Annotated in this window: 17 protein-coding genes; 4 read left to right on the top strand and 13 right to left on the bottom strand. The window is 64.1% G+C overall.

Annotated elements, in window-relative coordinates:
- The first annotated feature begins 82 nt into the window (after nucleotides 1–82).
- The 3 genes from proB to GGQ88_RS12895 all read left to right on the top strand — a co-directional run bounded on the left by proB (nucleotide 83) and on the right by GGQ88_RS12895 (nucleotide 5,147).
- Nucleotides 83–1,216 (top strand): glutamate 5-kinase, encoded by a 1,134-nt coding sequence (gene proB / locus GGQ88_RS12905; RefSeq protein WP_183613852.1) that lies wholly within the window; start codon nucleotides 83–85, stop codon nucleotides 1,214–1,216.
- Complete coding sequence (locus GGQ88_RS12900; RefSeq protein WP_183613851.1) at nucleotides 1,216–2,136, top strand: NAD-dependent epimerase/dehydratase family protein; 921 nt, start codon at nucleotides 1,216–1,218, stop codon at nucleotides 2,134–2,136. Before proB ends, GGQ88_RS12900 begins: the two co-directional genes overlap by 1 nt.
- Before the next feature lie 83 nt (nucleotides 2,137–2,219).
- Nucleotides 2,220–5,147 (top strand): CHAT domain-containing protein, encoded by a 2,928-nt coding sequence (locus GGQ88_RS12895; RefSeq protein ID WP_183613850.1) that lies wholly within the window; start codon nucleotides 2,220–2,222, stop codon nucleotides 5,145–5,147.
- On the opposite strand, the gene GGQ88_RS12890 is transcribed toward GGQ88_RS12895, so the two are convergent.
- The 9 genes from GGQ88_RS12890 to GGQ88_RS12850 all read right to left on the bottom strand — a co-directional run bounded on the left by GGQ88_RS12890 (nucleotide 5,144) and on the right by GGQ88_RS12850 (nucleotide 13,629).
- A complete protein-coding gene (locus GGQ88_RS12890) occupies nucleotides 5,144–5,959 on the bottom strand; it encodes a phosphoadenylyl-sulfate reductase (protein ID WP_183613849.1) in 816 nt (271 codons plus the stop codon). The two genes, GGQ88_RS12895 and GGQ88_RS12890, sit on opposite strands and share 4 nt — an antisense overlap.
- Before the next feature lie 26 nt (nucleotides 5,960–5,985).
- Nucleotides 5,986–6,417, bottom strand: a complete 432-nt coding sequence (locus tag GGQ88_RS12885; RefSeq protein ID WP_183613848.1) for a DUF934 domain-containing protein — start codon at nucleotides 6,415–6,417, stop codon at nucleotides 5,986–5,988.
- Complete coding sequence (locus tag GGQ88_RS12880; protein ID WP_183613847.1) at nucleotides 6,410–8,062, bottom strand: nitrite/sulfite reductase; 1,653 nt, start codon at nucleotides 8,060–8,062, stop codon at nucleotides 6,410–6,412. The genes GGQ88_RS12885 and GGQ88_RS12880 overlap by 8 nt, the downstream gene beginning before the upstream one ends.
- Nucleotide 8,063: 1 nt before the next feature.
- Nucleotides 8,064–8,360, bottom strand: coding sequence for a DUF2849 domain-containing protein (locus GGQ88_RS12875; RefSeq protein WP_183613846.1), 297 nt, complete (start codon nucleotides 8,358–8,360; stop codon nucleotides 8,064–8,066).
- Nucleotides 8,357–9,127 (bottom strand): uroporphyrinogen-III C-methyltransferase, encoded by a 771-nt coding sequence (cobA, locus tag GGQ88_RS12870; protein WP_183613845.1) that lies wholly within the window; start codon nucleotides 9,125–9,127, stop codon nucleotides 8,357–8,359. Before cobA ends, GGQ88_RS12875 begins: the two co-directional genes overlap by 4 nt.
- Before the next feature lie 68 nt (nucleotides 9,128–9,195).
- Nucleotides 9,196–10,131 carry a mechanosensitive ion channel family protein gene (locus GGQ88_RS12865; protein ID WP_343057205.1) on the bottom strand — a complete coding sequence of 312 codons (936 nt, stop codon included), beginning with the start codon at nucleotides 10,129–10,131 and terminating at the stop codon, nucleotides 9,196–9,198.
- A complete protein-coding gene (gene metC / locus GGQ88_RS12860; protein WP_183613843.1) occupies nucleotides 10,128–11,369 on the bottom strand; it encodes a cystathionine beta-lyase in 1,242 nt (413 codons plus the stop codon). Before metC ends, GGQ88_RS12865 begins: the two co-directional genes overlap by 4 nt.
- Nucleotides 11,370–11,535: 166 nt before the next feature.
- Complete coding sequence (gene sseA, locus GGQ88_RS12855) at nucleotides 11,536–12,381, bottom strand: 3-mercaptopyruvate sulfurtransferase (protein ID WP_183613842.1); 846 nt, start codon at nucleotides 12,379–12,381, stop codon at nucleotides 11,536–11,538.
- Nucleotides 12,382–12,486: 105 nt separating this feature from the next.
- Nucleotides 12,487–13,629: a hypothetical protein gene (locus GGQ88_RS12850; protein WP_183613841.1), complete on the bottom strand. Its 1,143-nt coding sequence runs from the start codon at nucleotides 13,627–13,629 to the stop codon at nucleotides 12,487–12,489.
- Nucleotides 13,630–13,765: 136 nt separating this feature from the next.
- On the opposite strand from GGQ88_RS12850, the gene queF reads away from it, so the two are divergent.
- Nucleotides 13,766–14,221 (top strand): preQ(1) synthase, encoded by a 456-nt coding sequence (gene queF / locus GGQ88_RS12845; RefSeq protein ID WP_183613840.1) that lies wholly within the window; start codon nucleotides 13,766–13,768, stop codon nucleotides 14,219–14,221.
- Nucleotides 14,222–14,225: 4 nt separating this feature from the next.
- Here queF and GGQ88_RS12840 read toward each other — a convergent pair whose 3' ends face one another.
- From GGQ88_RS12840 to GGQ88_RS12825, 4 genes are all read right to left on the bottom strand, one after another.
- Nucleotides 14,226–14,687 (bottom strand): MarR family transcriptional regulator, encoded by a 462-nt coding sequence (locus tag GGQ88_RS12840; RefSeq protein ID WP_183613839.1) that lies wholly within the window; start codon nucleotides 14,685–14,687, stop codon nucleotides 14,226–14,228.
- Nucleotides 14,688–14,830: 143 nt separating this feature from the next.
- Entirely contained in the window at nucleotides 14,831–15,445 is a 615-nt protein-coding gene (locus tag GGQ88_RS12835) for a polyamine aminopropyltransferase (protein ID WP_221214659.1), read from the bottom strand.
- A gap of 83 nt (nucleotides 15,446–15,528) precedes the next feature.
- The gene (locus GGQ88_RS12830) at nucleotides 15,529–15,864 is read right to left on the bottom strand and encodes a DUF6481 family protein (protein ID WP_183613838.1); all 336 of its coding nucleotides are present in this window, start codon (nucleotides 15,862–15,864) and stop codon (nucleotides 15,529–15,531) included.
- 132 nt (nucleotides 15,865–15,996) lie between these two features.
- Nucleotides 15,997–16,629 (bottom strand): glutathione S-transferase, encoded by a 633-nt coding sequence (locus GGQ88_RS12825; protein ID WP_343057204.1) that lies wholly within the window; start codon nucleotides 16,627–16,629, stop codon nucleotides 15,997–15,999.
- Nucleotides 16,630–16,645 lie beyond the last annotated feature (16 nt).

The raw sequence follows: 16,645 nt of genomic DNA, 5'->3' as shown, positions 1-16,645 counted from the left end.
GCTCGCCCAACGCCATGATGCCCCACATATCCGACCGGCGGGCCTTCACGCCTCGTCACAATTCCCGTAAGCGGCCTTGACCATGAAGATCAGCCAGCTTGACCAATTGACCGATGTTGCCGCCTGTCCACGTCTCGTGGTCAAGGTTGGATCGGCGTTGCTTGTGGGCGGGGATGGCGCTCCGCGTCGCGACTGGCTGGCTGCGCTGGTGGCCGAAATCGCTGCGGCGCGGGCTGGCGGTCAGGAAGTGATCGTGGTCTCGTCGGGCGCGATTGCGCTCGGAGCGCGCAAGCTCGGGCTGGCCAAGGGCGGACGCGGATCGCTTTCGGATGCGCAGGCCGCAGCTTCGGTTGGCCAGATTGCGTTGGCCGGTTTGTGGGCGGAATTGCTGGCCGCGCATGGCCTCACCGCGGCGCAGATCTTGCTGACGCTCGAAGATCTCGAAGACCGCCGCCGCTATCTCAACGTCACCGCGACGCTGGGCACCTTGCTCGCAGCGGGCGCGGTGCCGGTGATCAACGAGAACGATTCGGTCGCGACACAGGAAATTCGCTTCGGCGACAACGACCGCCTCGCCGCGCGGGTCGGTCAGGCGGCGGGCGCGAGTGCGGTGCTGCTGCTCTCGGATATCGACGGCCTCTACGATCGCGATCCGCGCGAGCCGGGCGCACAACGCATCCCGGTGGTGCGCGGCGTAACGCCTGAGATTCACGCGATGGCGACCGGCGGGTCGTCTTCGGGCCTCGGCTCGGGTGGGATGACGTCGAAGCTGCAGGCTGCCGAGATCGCCGAGTTTGCCGGGATTGCATTGGCGATCATCGATGGACAGCCGGTCTCGCCTATCGCCACCGCGCTTCAAGCCGATCGCGGGACGCTATTCTTGCCGCGCGGGCGCAAGCAGGCGCGCAAGGCTTGGCTGGGCGGCAAGATGCGGATGCGTGGGCTGGTGCGCGTCGATGCGGGCGCGGCCAGTGCCCTGACGCGCGGCTCCAGCCTGCTCGCCGCTGGCGTCACGGCGGTCGAAGGCGAATTCCAGCGCGGCGATGCCATCGCCGTGCTCGGCCCCGACGGTCAGACGCTGGCGCGCGGCCTGTCGGAATACGATGCGGCTGAATGTGTGCGCATCATGGGGCGCCCTAGCCGCGATCACGAGGCTACGCTCGGCTATGCCCCGCGTTCGGCGCTGATCCATCGCGACCAGATGGTGCTGTTGTAATGGCAGCAGAATTGCTGGCGATCACCGGGGCGACCGGGTTCGTCGGGCAAGCGGTTCTCGAATTCGCCGCCCGCGCCGGGATCGAGGTTCGCGCGCTGGCCCGCCGCCCGCAGGAGGCCCGCGTCGGTGTCGAGTGGGTGCAGGGCGACTTGTCGGACAAACGCGCACTGGCGCGCTTGGTCGGCAAGGCGAGCGTGGTGCTTAATATCGCAGGTGTCGTCAACGCGCCGGATAAGGCCGGATTCGAGGAAGGCAACGTCTGGGGCACGCTGAATGTGGTCAACGCCGCGCTCGACGCAGGCGTGCCGCGCTTCGTCCATGTCTCGTCGCTGTCGGCACGCGAACCGGACCTGTCGGACTACGGCAAGTCCAAGCTGCGAGGCGAACGCGTGGTCAAGGCGAGCAGCCTCGACTGGACCGTCGTGCGCCCACCCTGGGTCTATGGACCGCGTGACACCGATACGCTCGAGATGTTCAAGGCGGCGCGGTTCGGGGTGATGCCCTTGCCACCAAAGGGCCAAGCGTCGCTCATCCATGTGAACGATCTCGCTCGCCTCTTGCTCACACTGATACCGGGCGGAGAGGATGTTACGCACCTGACCTTCGAACCCGACGATGGCAGGCCGGGCGGCTGGACGCACAACGACATCGCCAGGGCCATAGGCATGGCGGTGGGGAAGCGCGTCACGGCAATGAACCTGCCCGCCGGAATGCTGCGGCTCGGCGCCAAGCTCGACGCACGGTTCCGGGGCAAAGGCGCCAAGCTGACGATGGACCGCGTCGGCTACATGTGCCACCCCGACTGGCGCGTAGGCGAGGGCAACCAGCCACCGCCCGCGATCTGGACGCCGCAGGTGGAAACGCAGATGGGACTGCACGCGACGGCGGCGTGGTATCGCGAAGCGGGGTGGCTGAAGTGAAATGTGCTTAAAAGCACTGGCATAGCGTCCGATTGCGGTTAACCCTGTGCTACGTGAGCAGTAGTGCCGCTGGGGGAAATTGCATGAGCAGGTTGATCTGGGCCGCTGCGCTTGCGGCAGCTGTACCGAGCGGTGCGATCGCCGCAGAACCTGTGAAGAGCGCGCCGGTGCAGAGCTTGACCGACCAGGTCAAGGCGCTCAAAACCATGGATACTGCTGGCAAGCCTGCCGAGGCGCTGGCAAAGATTGATGCGATCCTGGCGCGCGCGCGCAAGGCCAAGGGAATCGACCGGCTCGACATGATTTATGCCGAGGCAAGTCGCGCAAACGCATTGTTCTGGCTGGATCGTTATGACGAGGCGCTAAGCATTTACCATAAGCTCGAGGCTGAGCTGGACTCTGGTAGGTATGCGATGACGCCCGATAGGGCGGAACTCGTCAACAATATCGGCTCGCTTTATTCCTCCTTGGGCAAGCTTGAAGAGGCGACACGATACAAGTTGCGCGCGCTCGATCTGACAGCGCAGACAGCTGGGACTGAGAGCATCGAATATGCGTCCGCGCTCTATGGCATGGCACTCGTGGAGTTCCGTCAGGGCGAACCGCTCAAGGCAATGCCGCGCGTGCGCGAAGCATTGCGGATCGCGCGTTCGCACGCAGACCTGACCGGTGATGATCTGGAGCAGCCAGCCATTTTCGGCCTGAGCCTTGCAGCTCTTTTGTCCCAGTCTGGTGATACGGCGTCATCGATCGAACCGGCGCGCGAGGCGGCAGTCTGGGCCGAAACGCACCTTGGCGAAGATCACCGTGTGACCATGGCAACGCTCAACCAGTTGGGCACTTCGCTCAACGATTCCGGTCTGTACGCGCAAGCGATCCCCGTCGTCCGACGAACGCTTGAGCTGCGGATGAAAGCCTATGCGCCCGACCACACCGATGTCGCGTTCTCGTTCAGTGCACTCGGCTTCGCGCTCGATAATTCAGGTCACAAGGAAGAGGCGTTGCCGTTTTACGAACGCGCTGCCGAGATTTTTGAAAAGAGCGACAACAAGAACAACCCGACCATCGCTGCGATCGCGATCGGGCAAGTTGCGCGTCTGGCCGCGTGGCGCGGGGACAAGGTCTTGTCGCTCGCCCTGCGCGAAAAGGCGGTGCGCATTGGTCGCGAACGGTCGGTATCGCCCGAGCACCCCGATATCCTTTTTGCCGAAGTCAATCTCGCGCGCGAGTATATCGAGAACGGCAAGCTTGATGAGGCATCGGCCTTGCTTGTGCACGCAAACGATGCCTTCACCAAGCGTGCGCTCAGTTCCAACGCCCGCCGATTGGCCGGACAGGTATTTGCGCAGGATATCGTCGCTCGCAAGGGCGATCCTGCAAATGCGCTCCTGCGGTCGCGCGAAATTCTGGCCCCTGCGAGAGAACGCCTGCTCGACCGAGCGACACCGCGTGCAGAAGTCTCGCGACTTGCAGAGCAGTATCACGTCCTGTTCGTTGAGCATGCCCGGCTGGCGCTGCAGGCCAATGATTCCGCTCAAGCCTTTGAAGCCTTGCAGCTGGCCAATCTGGGAGATCTGCAGAGTGCGATGTCCAGCCTTGCGCTGCTTCGCGCCGCCGATGGTGGGGAGGCGACCGAAGTAATTCGGCGCTACCAGTCGCTCGCGGCTGAAGGCGCACGATTGCGCCGTACTCTCAATGCGCAGGTCGCTGCTGGTAAAGCGGACGCGACCGATGCCATCAATCGCCAACTTGCCGATGTAGATGCCAAGCTCCGCGAAGAGGACAAGCGCCTCGGCATGCTGATCCCCGGCTATGCCATGCAGACGGCGGTCGAGCCCGCCTCGCTGACCGCTACGCAAAAGGCCTTGGCCAAGGGGCAGGCGATGGTTCTCTTTGGGCAGGACGAAGCGGGGCTGGTGGTGCTGGCGGTGACCCGAGATGCGGCTGTTGTCGCTCAATCTCCGATTGCGCCGCGCACATTGCTTGATCTTGAAAAGCGGTTGCGCGGCTCAATCGATCTTGGCCTAGCCAATAGTGGGCAAGGGGCGTTCGACCGGACGGCGGCTTGGGAGCTATATCAGGTCCTGTTTCCCGAGCCGATCCGCAACGCCATAAGGCGCACGCCGGACTTGCGCATCCTCGCACCCGGCAGTCTTGCCGCCTTGCCGTTTCCTGCACTCGTCAGTGAAGCGCCCAAGGGTGCTGACAGCGATACCGGTGCATTGCGCCAGACGCGCTGGCTTGCTCTCGACCACGCGGTTTCCGTGCCGCTTGGCGCAGTGCCCTTGGCCGAGCGACCAATGAAATCTGGCAGGCCTGCGACGTTCGCGGGCATCGGTGCGCCGACGCTTGGCGCGCCGGTCCGACTCGCTACGCGTGCAGCTCCATTGCTGCGATCGGGCGATACCAGTGTAAGGGCTTTGCGCGAGCTGGCGAGCCTGCCCGGCGCGGCGGATGAACTGCGCCGCATGGCGACGGCTTTTTCGGGAACGCCAGCATTGCTGATCGGGGCGGACGCAACAGAAACGGCGGTCAAAGCGGCCCCGCTCGAACAGGCCAGCGTCATCGCCTTCGCAACGCATGGGCTTGTCGGAGGAAGCTTCCGCGATCTGGTTGAACCGGCGTTAGTAATGACCCCGCCCGAAACGCCGAGCGATCTGGATGATGGCCTGCTCACAGCTTCGGAAATAGCCAAGCTGCGGCTGGATGCAGACTGGGTGATCCTGTCCGCCTGCGACACAAGCGCGGGTGACGGCGAGAGCGCGCCGACGTTCTCGGGTCTCGCACGTTCGTTCGTTGCGGCGGGCGCGCGTTCGTTGTTGCTGTCGCACTGGCCGGTCCGGGATGACGTCGCCAGTCGCTTGACGCTCGATACCCTGCAAGGCGCGCAGAGCGGCCTCACTCGCGCAGAGGCGTTGCGCCGCGCACAACTGGCAATTCTGAGAGACAAGACCGTATCTGGCGGAGCTCACCCCGCCACCTGGGCTCCATTCGTACTCGTCGGGAACTAGAAAATCGGATCATACCCCGGTGGCAGTTCGTCGCCCGGCTTGGCTTCGCCATCGGTCGGCGCGTGGATGCCGCATTCGACCTTGTCCCAGCCCTTCCAGCGGCCCGAGCGCGGGTCTTCGCCTGGCTCGACGCGGCTGGTGCACGGCGCGCAGCCGATCGAGGGGTAGCCTTGCGCGACCAGCGGATGCGCGGGAAGGTTATGCTCGACGAAATACGCCGCGAGCATATTCTTGTCCCACGATGCCAGCGGGTTGATCTTGAACCGGCCTTGCGCATCGGAACGATCCACCTCGAAACGCGGCAATCCGGCGCGCGTCTTCGACTGGAAGCCTTTGCGACCCGTGATCGACGCATCGTAGTGCAACAGCGCCTTGGCCAGCGGTTCGACCTTGCGGATTTCGCAGCAGCCGTCGGGGTCCCACGACCAGCGCAGCCCGTTGTCGTCCTTCTTCGCGATCAGTTCCGCGTCAGGCTCGACGATCACAAGATTGCGCAGGCCCAACACATCGGCCAGTTGATCGCGATAGGCGATCGTCTCGGGGAAGTGCTTGTGCGTTTCGAGGAACAGCACCGGCACGCCCGGATCGACTTGCGCCACCAGATGCAACAGCACCGCGCTTTCCGCGCCGAAGCTGGACACCACTGCAAGATCGCCCGCCAGCCCGTCACGGATCACCGAACGCAGCATCTCCTGCGTGTCGGTCCCCCGGAACAGGTTGTTGAGCCGGATCGCATCGCTGTCCGTAAAGCGGGGCGCGGTGTCGATCAGATCGATCTTGCGGTCGAGATTGCGGGTCAAGGTCGGGTCCATTGCAGGGGTGTCCACTTGGATCGGGATCAGGCGGAGTGACGCTTCGCCCAGATCGCGGGGCGGCCATCGACGGTCTTCTGATAGACCTCGGGCCATGTGGCGAGGGCTTTGTCGGCGGCCTCGGCGCTGATCGGCTGATCGGGCGCAAAGCTGTCGAACCCGCAACGGCGCATGTGCGAAAGCTGGTCGATCAGTACATCGCCCACCGCGCGCAATTCGCCCGCATAGCCATGTTCGCGCAGGATACGCGCCGCCGAATAGCCGCGACCATCGCCATACGTCGGGAAGTTCACTTCCACCAGCGCCAGCCGATCGAGGTGCGGCAGCAATGCACGCGCATCATCGCCCGGTTCGATCCGCACGGCGGTGGCGTTGGACTGGTCGGCAAAGGCGTCGACCGTTACTGCCGGATCGCCGACGGGTTCGTCGCTGCGGAAACGCAAGTTCTGCTCAACCATTGACCGGCTCCTTGGCATAGATCGCTTCCTTGAACGGAGCCATGCCGATACGGCGGAAGGTATCGACGAAGCGTTCGCCATCGGCGCGCTGGGCTAGGTAAACGTCGGTCGCCTTTTCCACCGCGTCCACGATCCCGTCCTCGCTGAAGCCGGGGCCGGTGATCGAGGCGAGCGAGGTGTCTGCGCCTTCGCTACCGCCGAGCAGCAGCTGGTAGTTTTCAACGCCCTTGCGATCGACGCCGAGGATGCCGATGTGGCCGGCGTGGTGATGCCCGCAGGCATTGATGCAGCCCGAAATCTTGAGCTTCAGCTCACCCAGTTCGCGCTGGCGACCGAGGTCGGCAAAGCGCGCCGAGATCTTCTGCGCAACCGGGATCGAACGAGCATTGGCCAGCGCGCAATAATCGAGGCCCGGACACGCGATGATGTCGCTGATCAGGTCGAGGTTTGCAGTGGCAAGCCCGGCTTCGTCCAGCTTCTGCCACAGCGCGTAGAGATCAGCCTTCTTCACATGCGGCAGGACGATGTTCTGCGCGTGGGTTACGCGCAGTTCGTCGAACGAGTGCTCCTTGGCGAGGTCCGCCATCAGGCGGATCTGATCCGCCGTGGCATCGCCCGGGATGCCGCCCGCGGGTTTCAGGCTGATCGTGACGATCGTGTAGCCCGCCTGCTTGTGGGCATGCGTGTTCTGATCGACCCACAGCGCGAAGTCGGGATCGGATAGGTCGAGGTCGTCCGACAGGCCGGCTTCGAAGCCGGGCTGTTCGAAGAAGCCCTTGATCCGTTCCAGTTCGGCCGGAGGCGGTTCGAGGTTCAGCGTCAGGATGTGCGCGAATTCTTCCTCGACCTGGCGGCGGTATTCGTCCGCGCCGATTTCGTGGACGAGGATCTTGATGCGCGCCTTGTACTTGTTGTCGCGGCGGCCATAGCGGTTGTAGACGCGCAGGCAGGCCTCGAGGTAGCTGATCATCTGCAGTGGCGGCACGAAATCGCCGATCACCGGTGCGATCATCGGCGTACGGCCCATGCCCCCGCCGACGTAGAACTTGCAGCCGATCTCGCCCGCGTCGTTGCGTACCAGCTGGATGCCAATGTCGTGCAGCTTCATCGCCGCACGGTCGGTTTCCGAACCGATCATCGCGATCTTGAACTTGCGCGGCAGGTAATCGAATTCCGGGTGGAACGTCGACCACTGGCGCAGCAGTTCGGCATATGGGCGGGGGTCGACGAGTTCGTCTGCCGCAGCGCCCGCGAACTGGTCGGACGTGGTGTTGCGGATGCAGTTGCCGCTGGTCTGGATCGCGTGCATCTCGACCGAAGCGAGATCGGCGAGAATATCCGGCGCGTCGGAGAGCTTGATCCAGTTGTACTGGATGTTCTGGCGCGTGGTGAAGTGGCCGTAACCGCGGTCATACTTGTCCGCGATATCGCCCAGCATGCGCATCTGCGTGCTGTTCAGCGTGCCATAAGGCACCGCGACGCGCAGCATGTAGGCGTGAAGCTGGAGGTACAGACCGTTCTTCAGGCGCAAGGGCTTGAACTGGTCCTCGGTGATGTCACCGGCAAGGCGGCGCTCCACCTGGTCGCGGAATTCGGCGACGCGGGCATCGACCATCGCCTGGTCATAGCTGTCATACTGATACATGTCAGATCACCCAGTTGCCGGCATCGGGATCGGCAGGCTTGAGGGAAAGGTCGAGCCGCACTGTCGGCCCCAGCGCACGGACGCGCTCCTTGATGTGCGCAGGCCGCACGCCATCGGCGGTCTGTTCGGCATCGACCACATGCGTGTCGGTGACGATCTGCTTGGCGTTCTCGCGCGCGATAATCGCGTCGGCATGATCGCCCGCCTCGACCGCGTCGTTGACATGGCGCGACCAGCCTTCGCCGGTCCACCAGATCACATCACCTGTGCGCAGGTCATTTCCGGTGATGATCTTCATGCAGCCATCTCCGCCACTTTCTTCAATTCCATCATGTCTCCCCGACCCGCAACCTCACCGATGATGATGAGGGCGGGACTCTTGATCCTGTTATCGGCCACGACCGCGCCGAGGCCCGCGAGAGCGCCGCGAACGACGCGCATTTCAGGCCGCGCAGCATTTTCAATGACCGCCACGGGCATGTCTGGCGCGAGGCCATCGGCCATCAGCTTTTCGGCGATCGCCTCTGCCGTGGCGACGCCCATGTAGATCACCAGCGTACGGCCGACTCCGGCAAGACCCGCCCAGTTCTGGTCGGTCAGGCCCTTGCACTGGCCTGCAACGAACGAGACGATGCTCGCGCTGTCACGGTGGGTGAGCGGGATCATTGCCGCAGCTGCTGCTCCCATCGCGGCGCTGATGCCCGGCACGACCTGCACCGGCACGCCCGCCGCAAAGCAGTCCTCGGCCTCTTCACCGCCACGCCCGAATACGAACGGATCGCCGCCCTTGAGGCGGATCACGTCGTTTCCAGCCAGCGCCTCACGCACCAGCAAGGCGTTGATGTCTTGCTGCTTCATCGTGTGGCGCGAACGCTGTTTGGCAACCGAGACCATCCGGCAGCCGCGTGGCGCCATGGCAAGGATCGAGGGATCGACCAGTCCGTCATGCACCAGCACGCGCGCATTCATCACCAACCGTGCGGCGCGTACGGTTAACAGGTCCGCGTCTCCGGGGCCTGCGCCGACGAGGTAAACCGTTCCGATTTTTGCAGTGGAATTGCTCATGAGGTGCAGATGGGCGCGGGGGCCGCAAGAGACCAGCGAGAATGGATTGTCGCGTGACTAGGTGAGCTTTAGCCCGGCTCGTCCGGTGCGGTTTTGGTGTGCGATTTCAGCGCCTCGGCCAAGATGCGCAGGCCTTCGCTGTCTTTGATGCTCAATTCCTGCTGCGGGAAGGGAATCTGGACGCCATTGTCGCGGAACAGGCGCCACACGGCCATGAGGATATCGGATTTGACATTGCCCACGCCGCCTTCCGGATCGTCGATCCACGCGACGACCGCCATATCGATGCTGCTCGGCCCGAACGCGCTGAGCAGCACGCCGGGCGAGGGGAACGACAGGACGCGGGGCACGCTGCTGACCGCTTCGAGCAGCAGCTTCTGGACCTGTTCGAGATCACTGCCATACGCCACGCCGACCGGAATCTGGATCGCGACTTCGCGTGACGAGTAGGACCAGTTCTCGACTTGCGTGGTCATCAGAATTTCGTTCGGGATCAGGTACTCGCGATTGTCGCGCGTCGTAACCGAGACGGCGCGGATTCCGATCTTCTTGACCTCGCCGAATGACATGCCCGTGCCGTCGTTGACTGCGATCACGTCACCCGGCTTGATCGAACGGTCCATCAGCAGGATGATCCCCGCGATCAGGTTGCCGAACGTCTTTTGCAGACCGAAGCCGATGGCGAGGCCGAATGCGCCGGAGAACACGGTCAGCGCGGTGAGGCTGATGCCCAGAACGTCGATGCCGATGAAGAAGGCCAGCGCCCATACCACGATGGTCGCGATCTTTTCGCCCAGCACCTGTTGCGTGCGGTCCAGCCGGTCGATCCGGCGGAACATGCGACGCGCCAGCTTGCCGACGATCTGTGCAAAAGCAAACATCAGCACCACCACGATCACGAGGCGCAGCGCACCCCAGACGGAGATGTGGTAGGTCCCAATGTCGAAGCCTATGTCATTAAGAAGGCGGACACCTTCTGCGGCCTTCTGCTTGAATCCGTTCACGCGCGCGCTCCGTGTCGCGACCATGCGGCAAAGCCGCGATCAAGGCTGGCGATCAAGTCGGCGGTATCTTCAAGGCCGATCGACAGGCGCACGCCATAGCGGTCGGCATCATCCATTCCCGCCAGCGGCCAAGCGCTCGCGGTGCGGATCGAGGCGGGGTCGGCCGGCGTTGCCAGACTTTCGAAGCCCCCCCACGAATAGCCGATGCCAAACAGGTCGAGCGCGTCGATCAGCGCGTCGCGCGCGTCCGGTGTGCCGCCTTTCAATACGAAACTGAACAGTCCGCAGCCGCCGGTAAAATCGCGTTGCCACAGCATGTGCCCGGGCGATCCGGGGAGCATCGGGCACAGCACGCGCGCTACCTGTGGCTGCGCTTCGAGCCACTGCGCGATCGCCAGCGCCGAAGCCGTCTCCGCATCGAGCCGCAGTTTCATCGTGCGCAAACCGCGCAGCATCAGCGAAGCGTCATCCGGTGAGACGACATTGCCAAGGCCCTGCGCGCGCAGGCGAAGCTTGCGATACCAGTCCTCGCCCGCCGTGGCGCTGCCCATCATGCAATCGGAGTGGCCGGAGACGTGCTTGGTCAGGCTCATCACCGCGATGTCTGCGCCATGGGCGAGCGCTGAGAAGCCGAGCGGCGAAGCCCAGGTGTTGTCGAGGATCGTGACCAGCCCGCGCGCCTTTGCGGCTGCGGCCAGTGCGGGCACGTCCTGCACTTCCATGGTCAGGCTGCCGGGGCTTTCGAGCAGCACCGCGCGCGTCCGATCGCAGCACGCCGCTTCGAACGAGGCGAGGTCCTGCGGGTCGAACCAGCGGGTTTCGATGCCGAAGTCCCTGAGCAATCCGCGCCCCATTGCGCGGCTTGGCTCGTAGGCATTGTCAGTCATGGCCAGCACGTCACCGGGGCGGAGCACGGTCAGCAGGACTCCGGCGATGGCCGATACGCCCGACGGGTACAGCACCGTGCCCACCGCGCCGGGCTCCAACTCGGTCAGCGCTTCCGACAATGCCCACTGGGTCGGGCCGCCGCGACGGCCATAGTAGAAGTTACCATCGACGTTAGCCGGATGCGCCCGCATGGCGGCCATGTCAGGATAGATGTGCGTCGAGGCGCGCCACACCGGCGGATTGACCACCGCACCCGGATGGCCCGGCGTTCCCGTCCATTCCTCGCGCCGTCCGGCGAGAACGCCGCGGGTGGCCGGGCCGAGGGCTTTGCTGTTTTCGGATTTGCTCATTTCGTACCGCTATTAGCAGCTTGGCCCCGAGAGTTCGACCGCTTTACCTTCCCCGTTCGGGTCGAGTCCTTCAACGTTGCTCGGGATAAACTTTCGGGCGGAAAGCCCGGAAGTGGAGACACCTGCGAGCGGTGTCTCGACTATGCTCGACACGAACGGATCTATGCTAAGTTGCAGGGCCTGTTGCCTTGGGAGTGGCGGGGTCCATCCCCCATTCGCTCCACGAGCCATCGTAAAGCGCGACGTCGTCCTTGCCGATGAGGTGGAGCGCGAAGATCAGGACGTTGGCGGTCATCCCCGAACCGCATGACGAGATTAGCGGTCGCGAAAGATCCACGCCTGCGGCCTCGAAGGCGTTGCGGATGGCAGCAGACGATTTCCACGTGCCATCGTCATTGAAAAGACTGGAATAAGCGACGTTGCGCGCGCCGGGAATGTGACCGCTGGCGAGCGCCGGATTGGTTTCGCGCTGGTCGCCGGTGAAGCGTCCAGCGCCGCGCGCATCGACGACGACGGCATCATTCGCGCTGAGGTTGGCGAGAACATCGGCTTTGGTACGGACGCGCGCGGTGTCCGACCACACCGTGAAATGGCGCTGGCGCAGGGTTTCGCGGCCGGAAACGCACGGTCTTGCTTCGGCTTTCCACTTCGCTATGCCGCCGTCGAGCAGCGCGACGTTCTGCGCGCCGAACATTGTCAGCATGAACCAGGCGCGGGTGGCGGATTTGATCGGGCTGTCATCGTAGATCACGATGCGGCTGCCATCTCCGAGGCCCAGAGCCTGCATCCGGCTCGCGAATTTATCGGCTGGCGGCAATGTGTTGGCGACAGGCGATGCGCTATCGACGAGATCGGCAAGTTCCATGAACACCGCGCCCGGAATGTGGCACGCTTCATATTCCTGCAACGCGTCGCGGGCGTGCTCGGGGAGGAACGCCGTGGCGTCGACTATGCGTAGGTCACTCGCGCCGATTTCGTCCGCGAGCCACTGGGTAGATACCAGTGATTCCATGGTTCTAGAAGCTCCTGCCTGCTTTGTGCGACCCGTCTGGCGCGGGCTCGTCAAGGCAGACTAGCCGCGCGTGCCGGGGGCGTCGAGCACGAAAAGCGCAGGCCGTCAGGCGAAAGTCGGAACGGCGAGGGCGCGGCGGCCGACATAGGGGTAGATGCGCGGGCCGAGGTCGAGCCGGAACGGATGCAGGCGCTCGTCTGCGCCGGCTTCTTCGAGTCCCACGACGAACGCCGCGCGGAGGCGCACAGGTTTTCCATTCGACATACCTTCGAGTTCGAGCCGGACGAGCGGCACGAACAGGGCGGCGTTGCCATGCTGGATCGGCTTGATCGCAGACAGCGGCAGGCGAACTTCACCTGAAAGCTCAATCACTTCTTCTGCCGCAAGCGCGCCGGCGCGATGGAGGATCGGCGCATCGCCGCTGCCGAGTTGTTCCTCGGCAGGGCGCGAGGCGTGGGCTGCGGTCATGTCACCGCGCACTGTGAGGCTGTCGATCCGGGTGCCGGCAGAGACGCTCAGGCGATAGGCGAGGGTGGCATTGAACAGAGTCGCGCTCATCCGCGTGGCCTCGAGGTCCACGTTGAGGACTGGGGTCTGAGGCTGAGCAGGCACTGGCGGCACGATTTCGGGCGCAATTTCGGGGAGGGGTTCGGGGTGCACGATGGGCGGTTCGAACACAGCCTCGGTCGCCGTAAGTCGTTTGCGGCGCTGGAATGTTACAAAGCCACCGAGCGCCGCAGCGACGAGCGCCAGCGCCAGTGCAATCCACGGCCAGATCGCAGCTTTCTCTGGTTGGGTTTGGGTAAGGGGGGGAGGAGGGGAAGAGACCGATGGGGTGGGCAGAGGAGTGGCCGTGGGGAGCGGCGAAATCGGCGGGGCAGCGGCGGGCGCGGCATCGGCCTGCGCGGTCGGGGCCGTGGCCGGGGCCCTTACCGGAGCGGACGGCGCGGGCCTGGGTGACGCTGCCGAGGGCTGCCGCGGTGAGGGTAGCACGATTCGCGGCGCATCCGGCGACGAGGAAGCAGGCGGCGTGGCGGGAGCAGGGGCGGGAGCAGGGGTGGGGGAGGCGGTGGGCGAGGTCGCGGGCCGGGGTGGGGGAACGTCGGGCACGACCGGACCCTGCGCCGTCGCCGATGGGCGTGGTGAGGGAGGGAGCTGGTAGCTGCCGACGTCCTGCGCCGACGCAATGCCCGCGCCAAGCGCAAAGGCGCTGACGACGGAAAATCGGGTGATGGAAAGCGGCCCCATGATCCTCACTAACATGATCTGCGCAACAAGCGGTCGCGGTTTAATCGCGGCTGAACCATCTGGCACCGCCCGCCGACTTGCCCCCGCCTTGAGACAAGTGCATGGCGCGCGCAACATCTTGATCAGGATTTCAGACATGGCCAGCGAAGGACCGCTCCACCTCGGTAAGACCAGCACGCTCCCGGCAAGCCCGGAAGAGGCAGCGCTCGACTACGTTCCCAATCCGCGCGCAGGCACGCTGTACATGATCCGCTTCGCAGCGCCCGAGTTCACGTCGCTGTGCCCGGTGACCGGGCAACCCGATTTCGCGCATCTGGTGATCGACTACGCTCCTGGCGAGACCATCGTCGAATCGAAGTCGCTGAAGCTGTTTCTCGGTTCTTTCCGCAATCATGCCGGGTTCCATGAGGATGTGACCGTAGGCATCGGCCAGCGTCTGTTTGCCGAGATGCAGCCGCAATGGCTGCGGATCGGGGGCTACTGGTATCCGCGCGGCGGCATTCCGATCGACGTGTTCTGGCAATCGGGCGCGCCGCCCGCAGCGTTGTGGTTGCCCGATCAGGGCGTTCAGTCCTATCGCGGGCGGGGCTGAGCCATCAGGCAGCGATGGACTTGCCGGACGTGATCTGCATTTCGGTGTGGACGCTGATCGTAACGCGCCTGCGCCCCTCGTCGGTGAGCCGCACCCAGATGCGTCGGCGGTCCTGCGGATCGCGTTCGCGCTCGATCAGCCCGGTTTCCTGAAATGCGCTCAGCCAGCGCAAAACGGTCGCGCTCGGCACGTTGGCGTGGTGGCCGAGACCCGTCACCGAAACCCGACGCCTTTCGAGGCAGACGATATAGAGTTCGAGGAGGAGATCCCATGCCGGGTCGGCAACCTGGAGCCCGGGGAAGAGCGCCTGCCTTTGCCGTCGTGCGAGGATCTTCGCTTTCGCTTTTGCTATCAGTTGCTCGTCTGTCGGCGTTTCGTGAATTCTGGCCTGCCCCGATAGATTTGCCAGCAGATCACCGAGCATCGACGTGATTGTTGCCAGTCTGGCCCTGTCGTCCCCATTCATGCGTGCATCCCCCTTCGTCCTAACGGACTTTGGCGAGACCTGAATTCGTTGGCAACTCCAATGGGTTGAATTTGCAACATAGTTGTAAAATGGTTCTGGGCCTGGTCGGAAGCGCCCCGGAAGTCGCCTCAAAGGCTTGCAGTTTAAGGCTTTTGTGCGAACCAGATAGTGTGTTGAGTGCCCCGATCGTTGGACGTTTCGTCCACGGTGACTTCTTCGATATCGAAGCCGGTATCGGCCAGTCTTTGGGCAAAAGCGGCGTCCGGATCAGATGACCATACCGCCAGAATGCCCCCGTGGCGCAGCGCAGCCATCGCGGCCTGCAAACCATCGACGTAGTACAAGTCGTCGTTGACGCGGCGGGTCAGGCCGTCAGGGCCGTTATCGACATCGAGCAGGATTGCGTCGTAGGCCTCGCTCGCCGCGTCGATCAGGATCGCGACGTCGTCCTTGATCAGCATGACGCGGCGATCGTCGAGGCAACCTGCGGTCAGCGCGTGCATCGGGCCATGCGCCCAGTCGATGATCTCTGGCACGATTTCGGCAACGGTGACACCAGCGTCGGCGGGGAGCACCGCAAGCGCCGCGCGCAGCGTGTAGCCCATGCCATAGCCGCCGATCAGCCACTCCTGGCCCGCGCGGTCGCCGAGGCGGGCGTGGGTCATGGTCGCCAGCGCTTTTTCAGAGCAACTCGCCCGCGTGCTCATCAATTCGGTATGTTCAAGCAGGATGGTGAACTCGTCGCCGACCTGCACCAAGCGTATCTCTACGCCGTTCGGGATATGGGCTGTGCCGATCCAGTCATGATCGAGCGTCGTTGCGGTAGCGTCGATATCCCGAGCTACTTCTTGCGCGCTTTGCGGGCGGCATACTTGGCGTCGCGGATGGCCTTGCGTTCGGCCTCGGTGATTTCCGGCTTGGCAGCTTCTGCTGCGGCGGCTTCGGCTTCGGCCTGCTTGCGGGCGGCAATCTCGGCGCGCTTGGCTTCACGCTCGGCCAGGACGGCTGCGCGCTTTTCAGCGGCGGCGGCTTCCTTGGCCGCGGCGCGTGCGGCAGCAGCAGCCTGTGCAGCGGGATCGGGCGCAGGCTTGGCTTGCAGTTTCGCAAGTGCCTTGGCGCGCGCTGCCGCTGCAGCTGCGACCCGGTCGTTAAATCCTGGTTCCTTGTATCCCGCCATCAATCCGTACTCGAACACCTTGAAATAGGAAGACTATCGACATGACGAAACATGCCGGTCGCGCCAGTGCATCGTCGGCATCGACCACGCAAGGCGCGCCCCTAGCACGACATTGCAGGCCATGGCCAGACGTTAAGGCGCAAGCTCGACGTCGGGGTCGCCAGGCGTCCATGGCTGGTGCCGCACCATGACACTGGCGAAGATCGGCGAAGCGAGGTGCTCGGCCAGCCATCGCTGAAGGCAGGGCAGCGACTGGGTGGCAAACCAGTCAGGATCGACGGCGGCGAACTGGCGGACAAAGGGCATGATTGCCATGTCGGCCAAGCCACGTCGCGATCCGTAAAGATAGCCGGACCGTGCAAGTCGGGTCTCTAGGCTATGCAGCATTGCGAGGCCTTGCGCGCGGTGAGCGAGTGGTTCCGAGCCGTGTCGTTCGGGGTACTTGTAGCGGTCGAGATCGTGTTTGAACTGGCCGTCGTTGCGCGCGATCAGGTCCGGGTCGTCGCGTTCGAGCCAGCCTTCCGGGTCGCTGCTGGCAAGTGCCCAGCGCATGACATCTACGCTCTCGTCGATCACGCTGCCATCGGGCAGGACCAGCACGGGGACGGTGCCCTTGGGTGAGGCGTCGAGCATTGCCTGTGGCTTGGCCGACAGTTTGACTTCGCGCAGGGTTACGGGTGTTTGGCTCACAATGAGCGCCAGCCTTGCGCGCATGGCGTAAGGGCAGCGGCGGAAGCTGTAGAGGATGGGGAGCAGTTCAGACACGCCCCTTTCTAGCAGG

It is taken from the genome of Novosphingobium hassiacum (genome assembly GCF_014196055.1).
Lineage (GTDB): Bacteria > Pseudomonadota > Alphaproteobacteria > Sphingomonadales > Sphingomonadaceae > Novosphingobium > Novosphingobium hassiacum.
The sequence above is the reverse complement of the archived record's forward strand: the minus strand, read 5'-3'. Positions and strand labels throughout refer to the sequence as shown.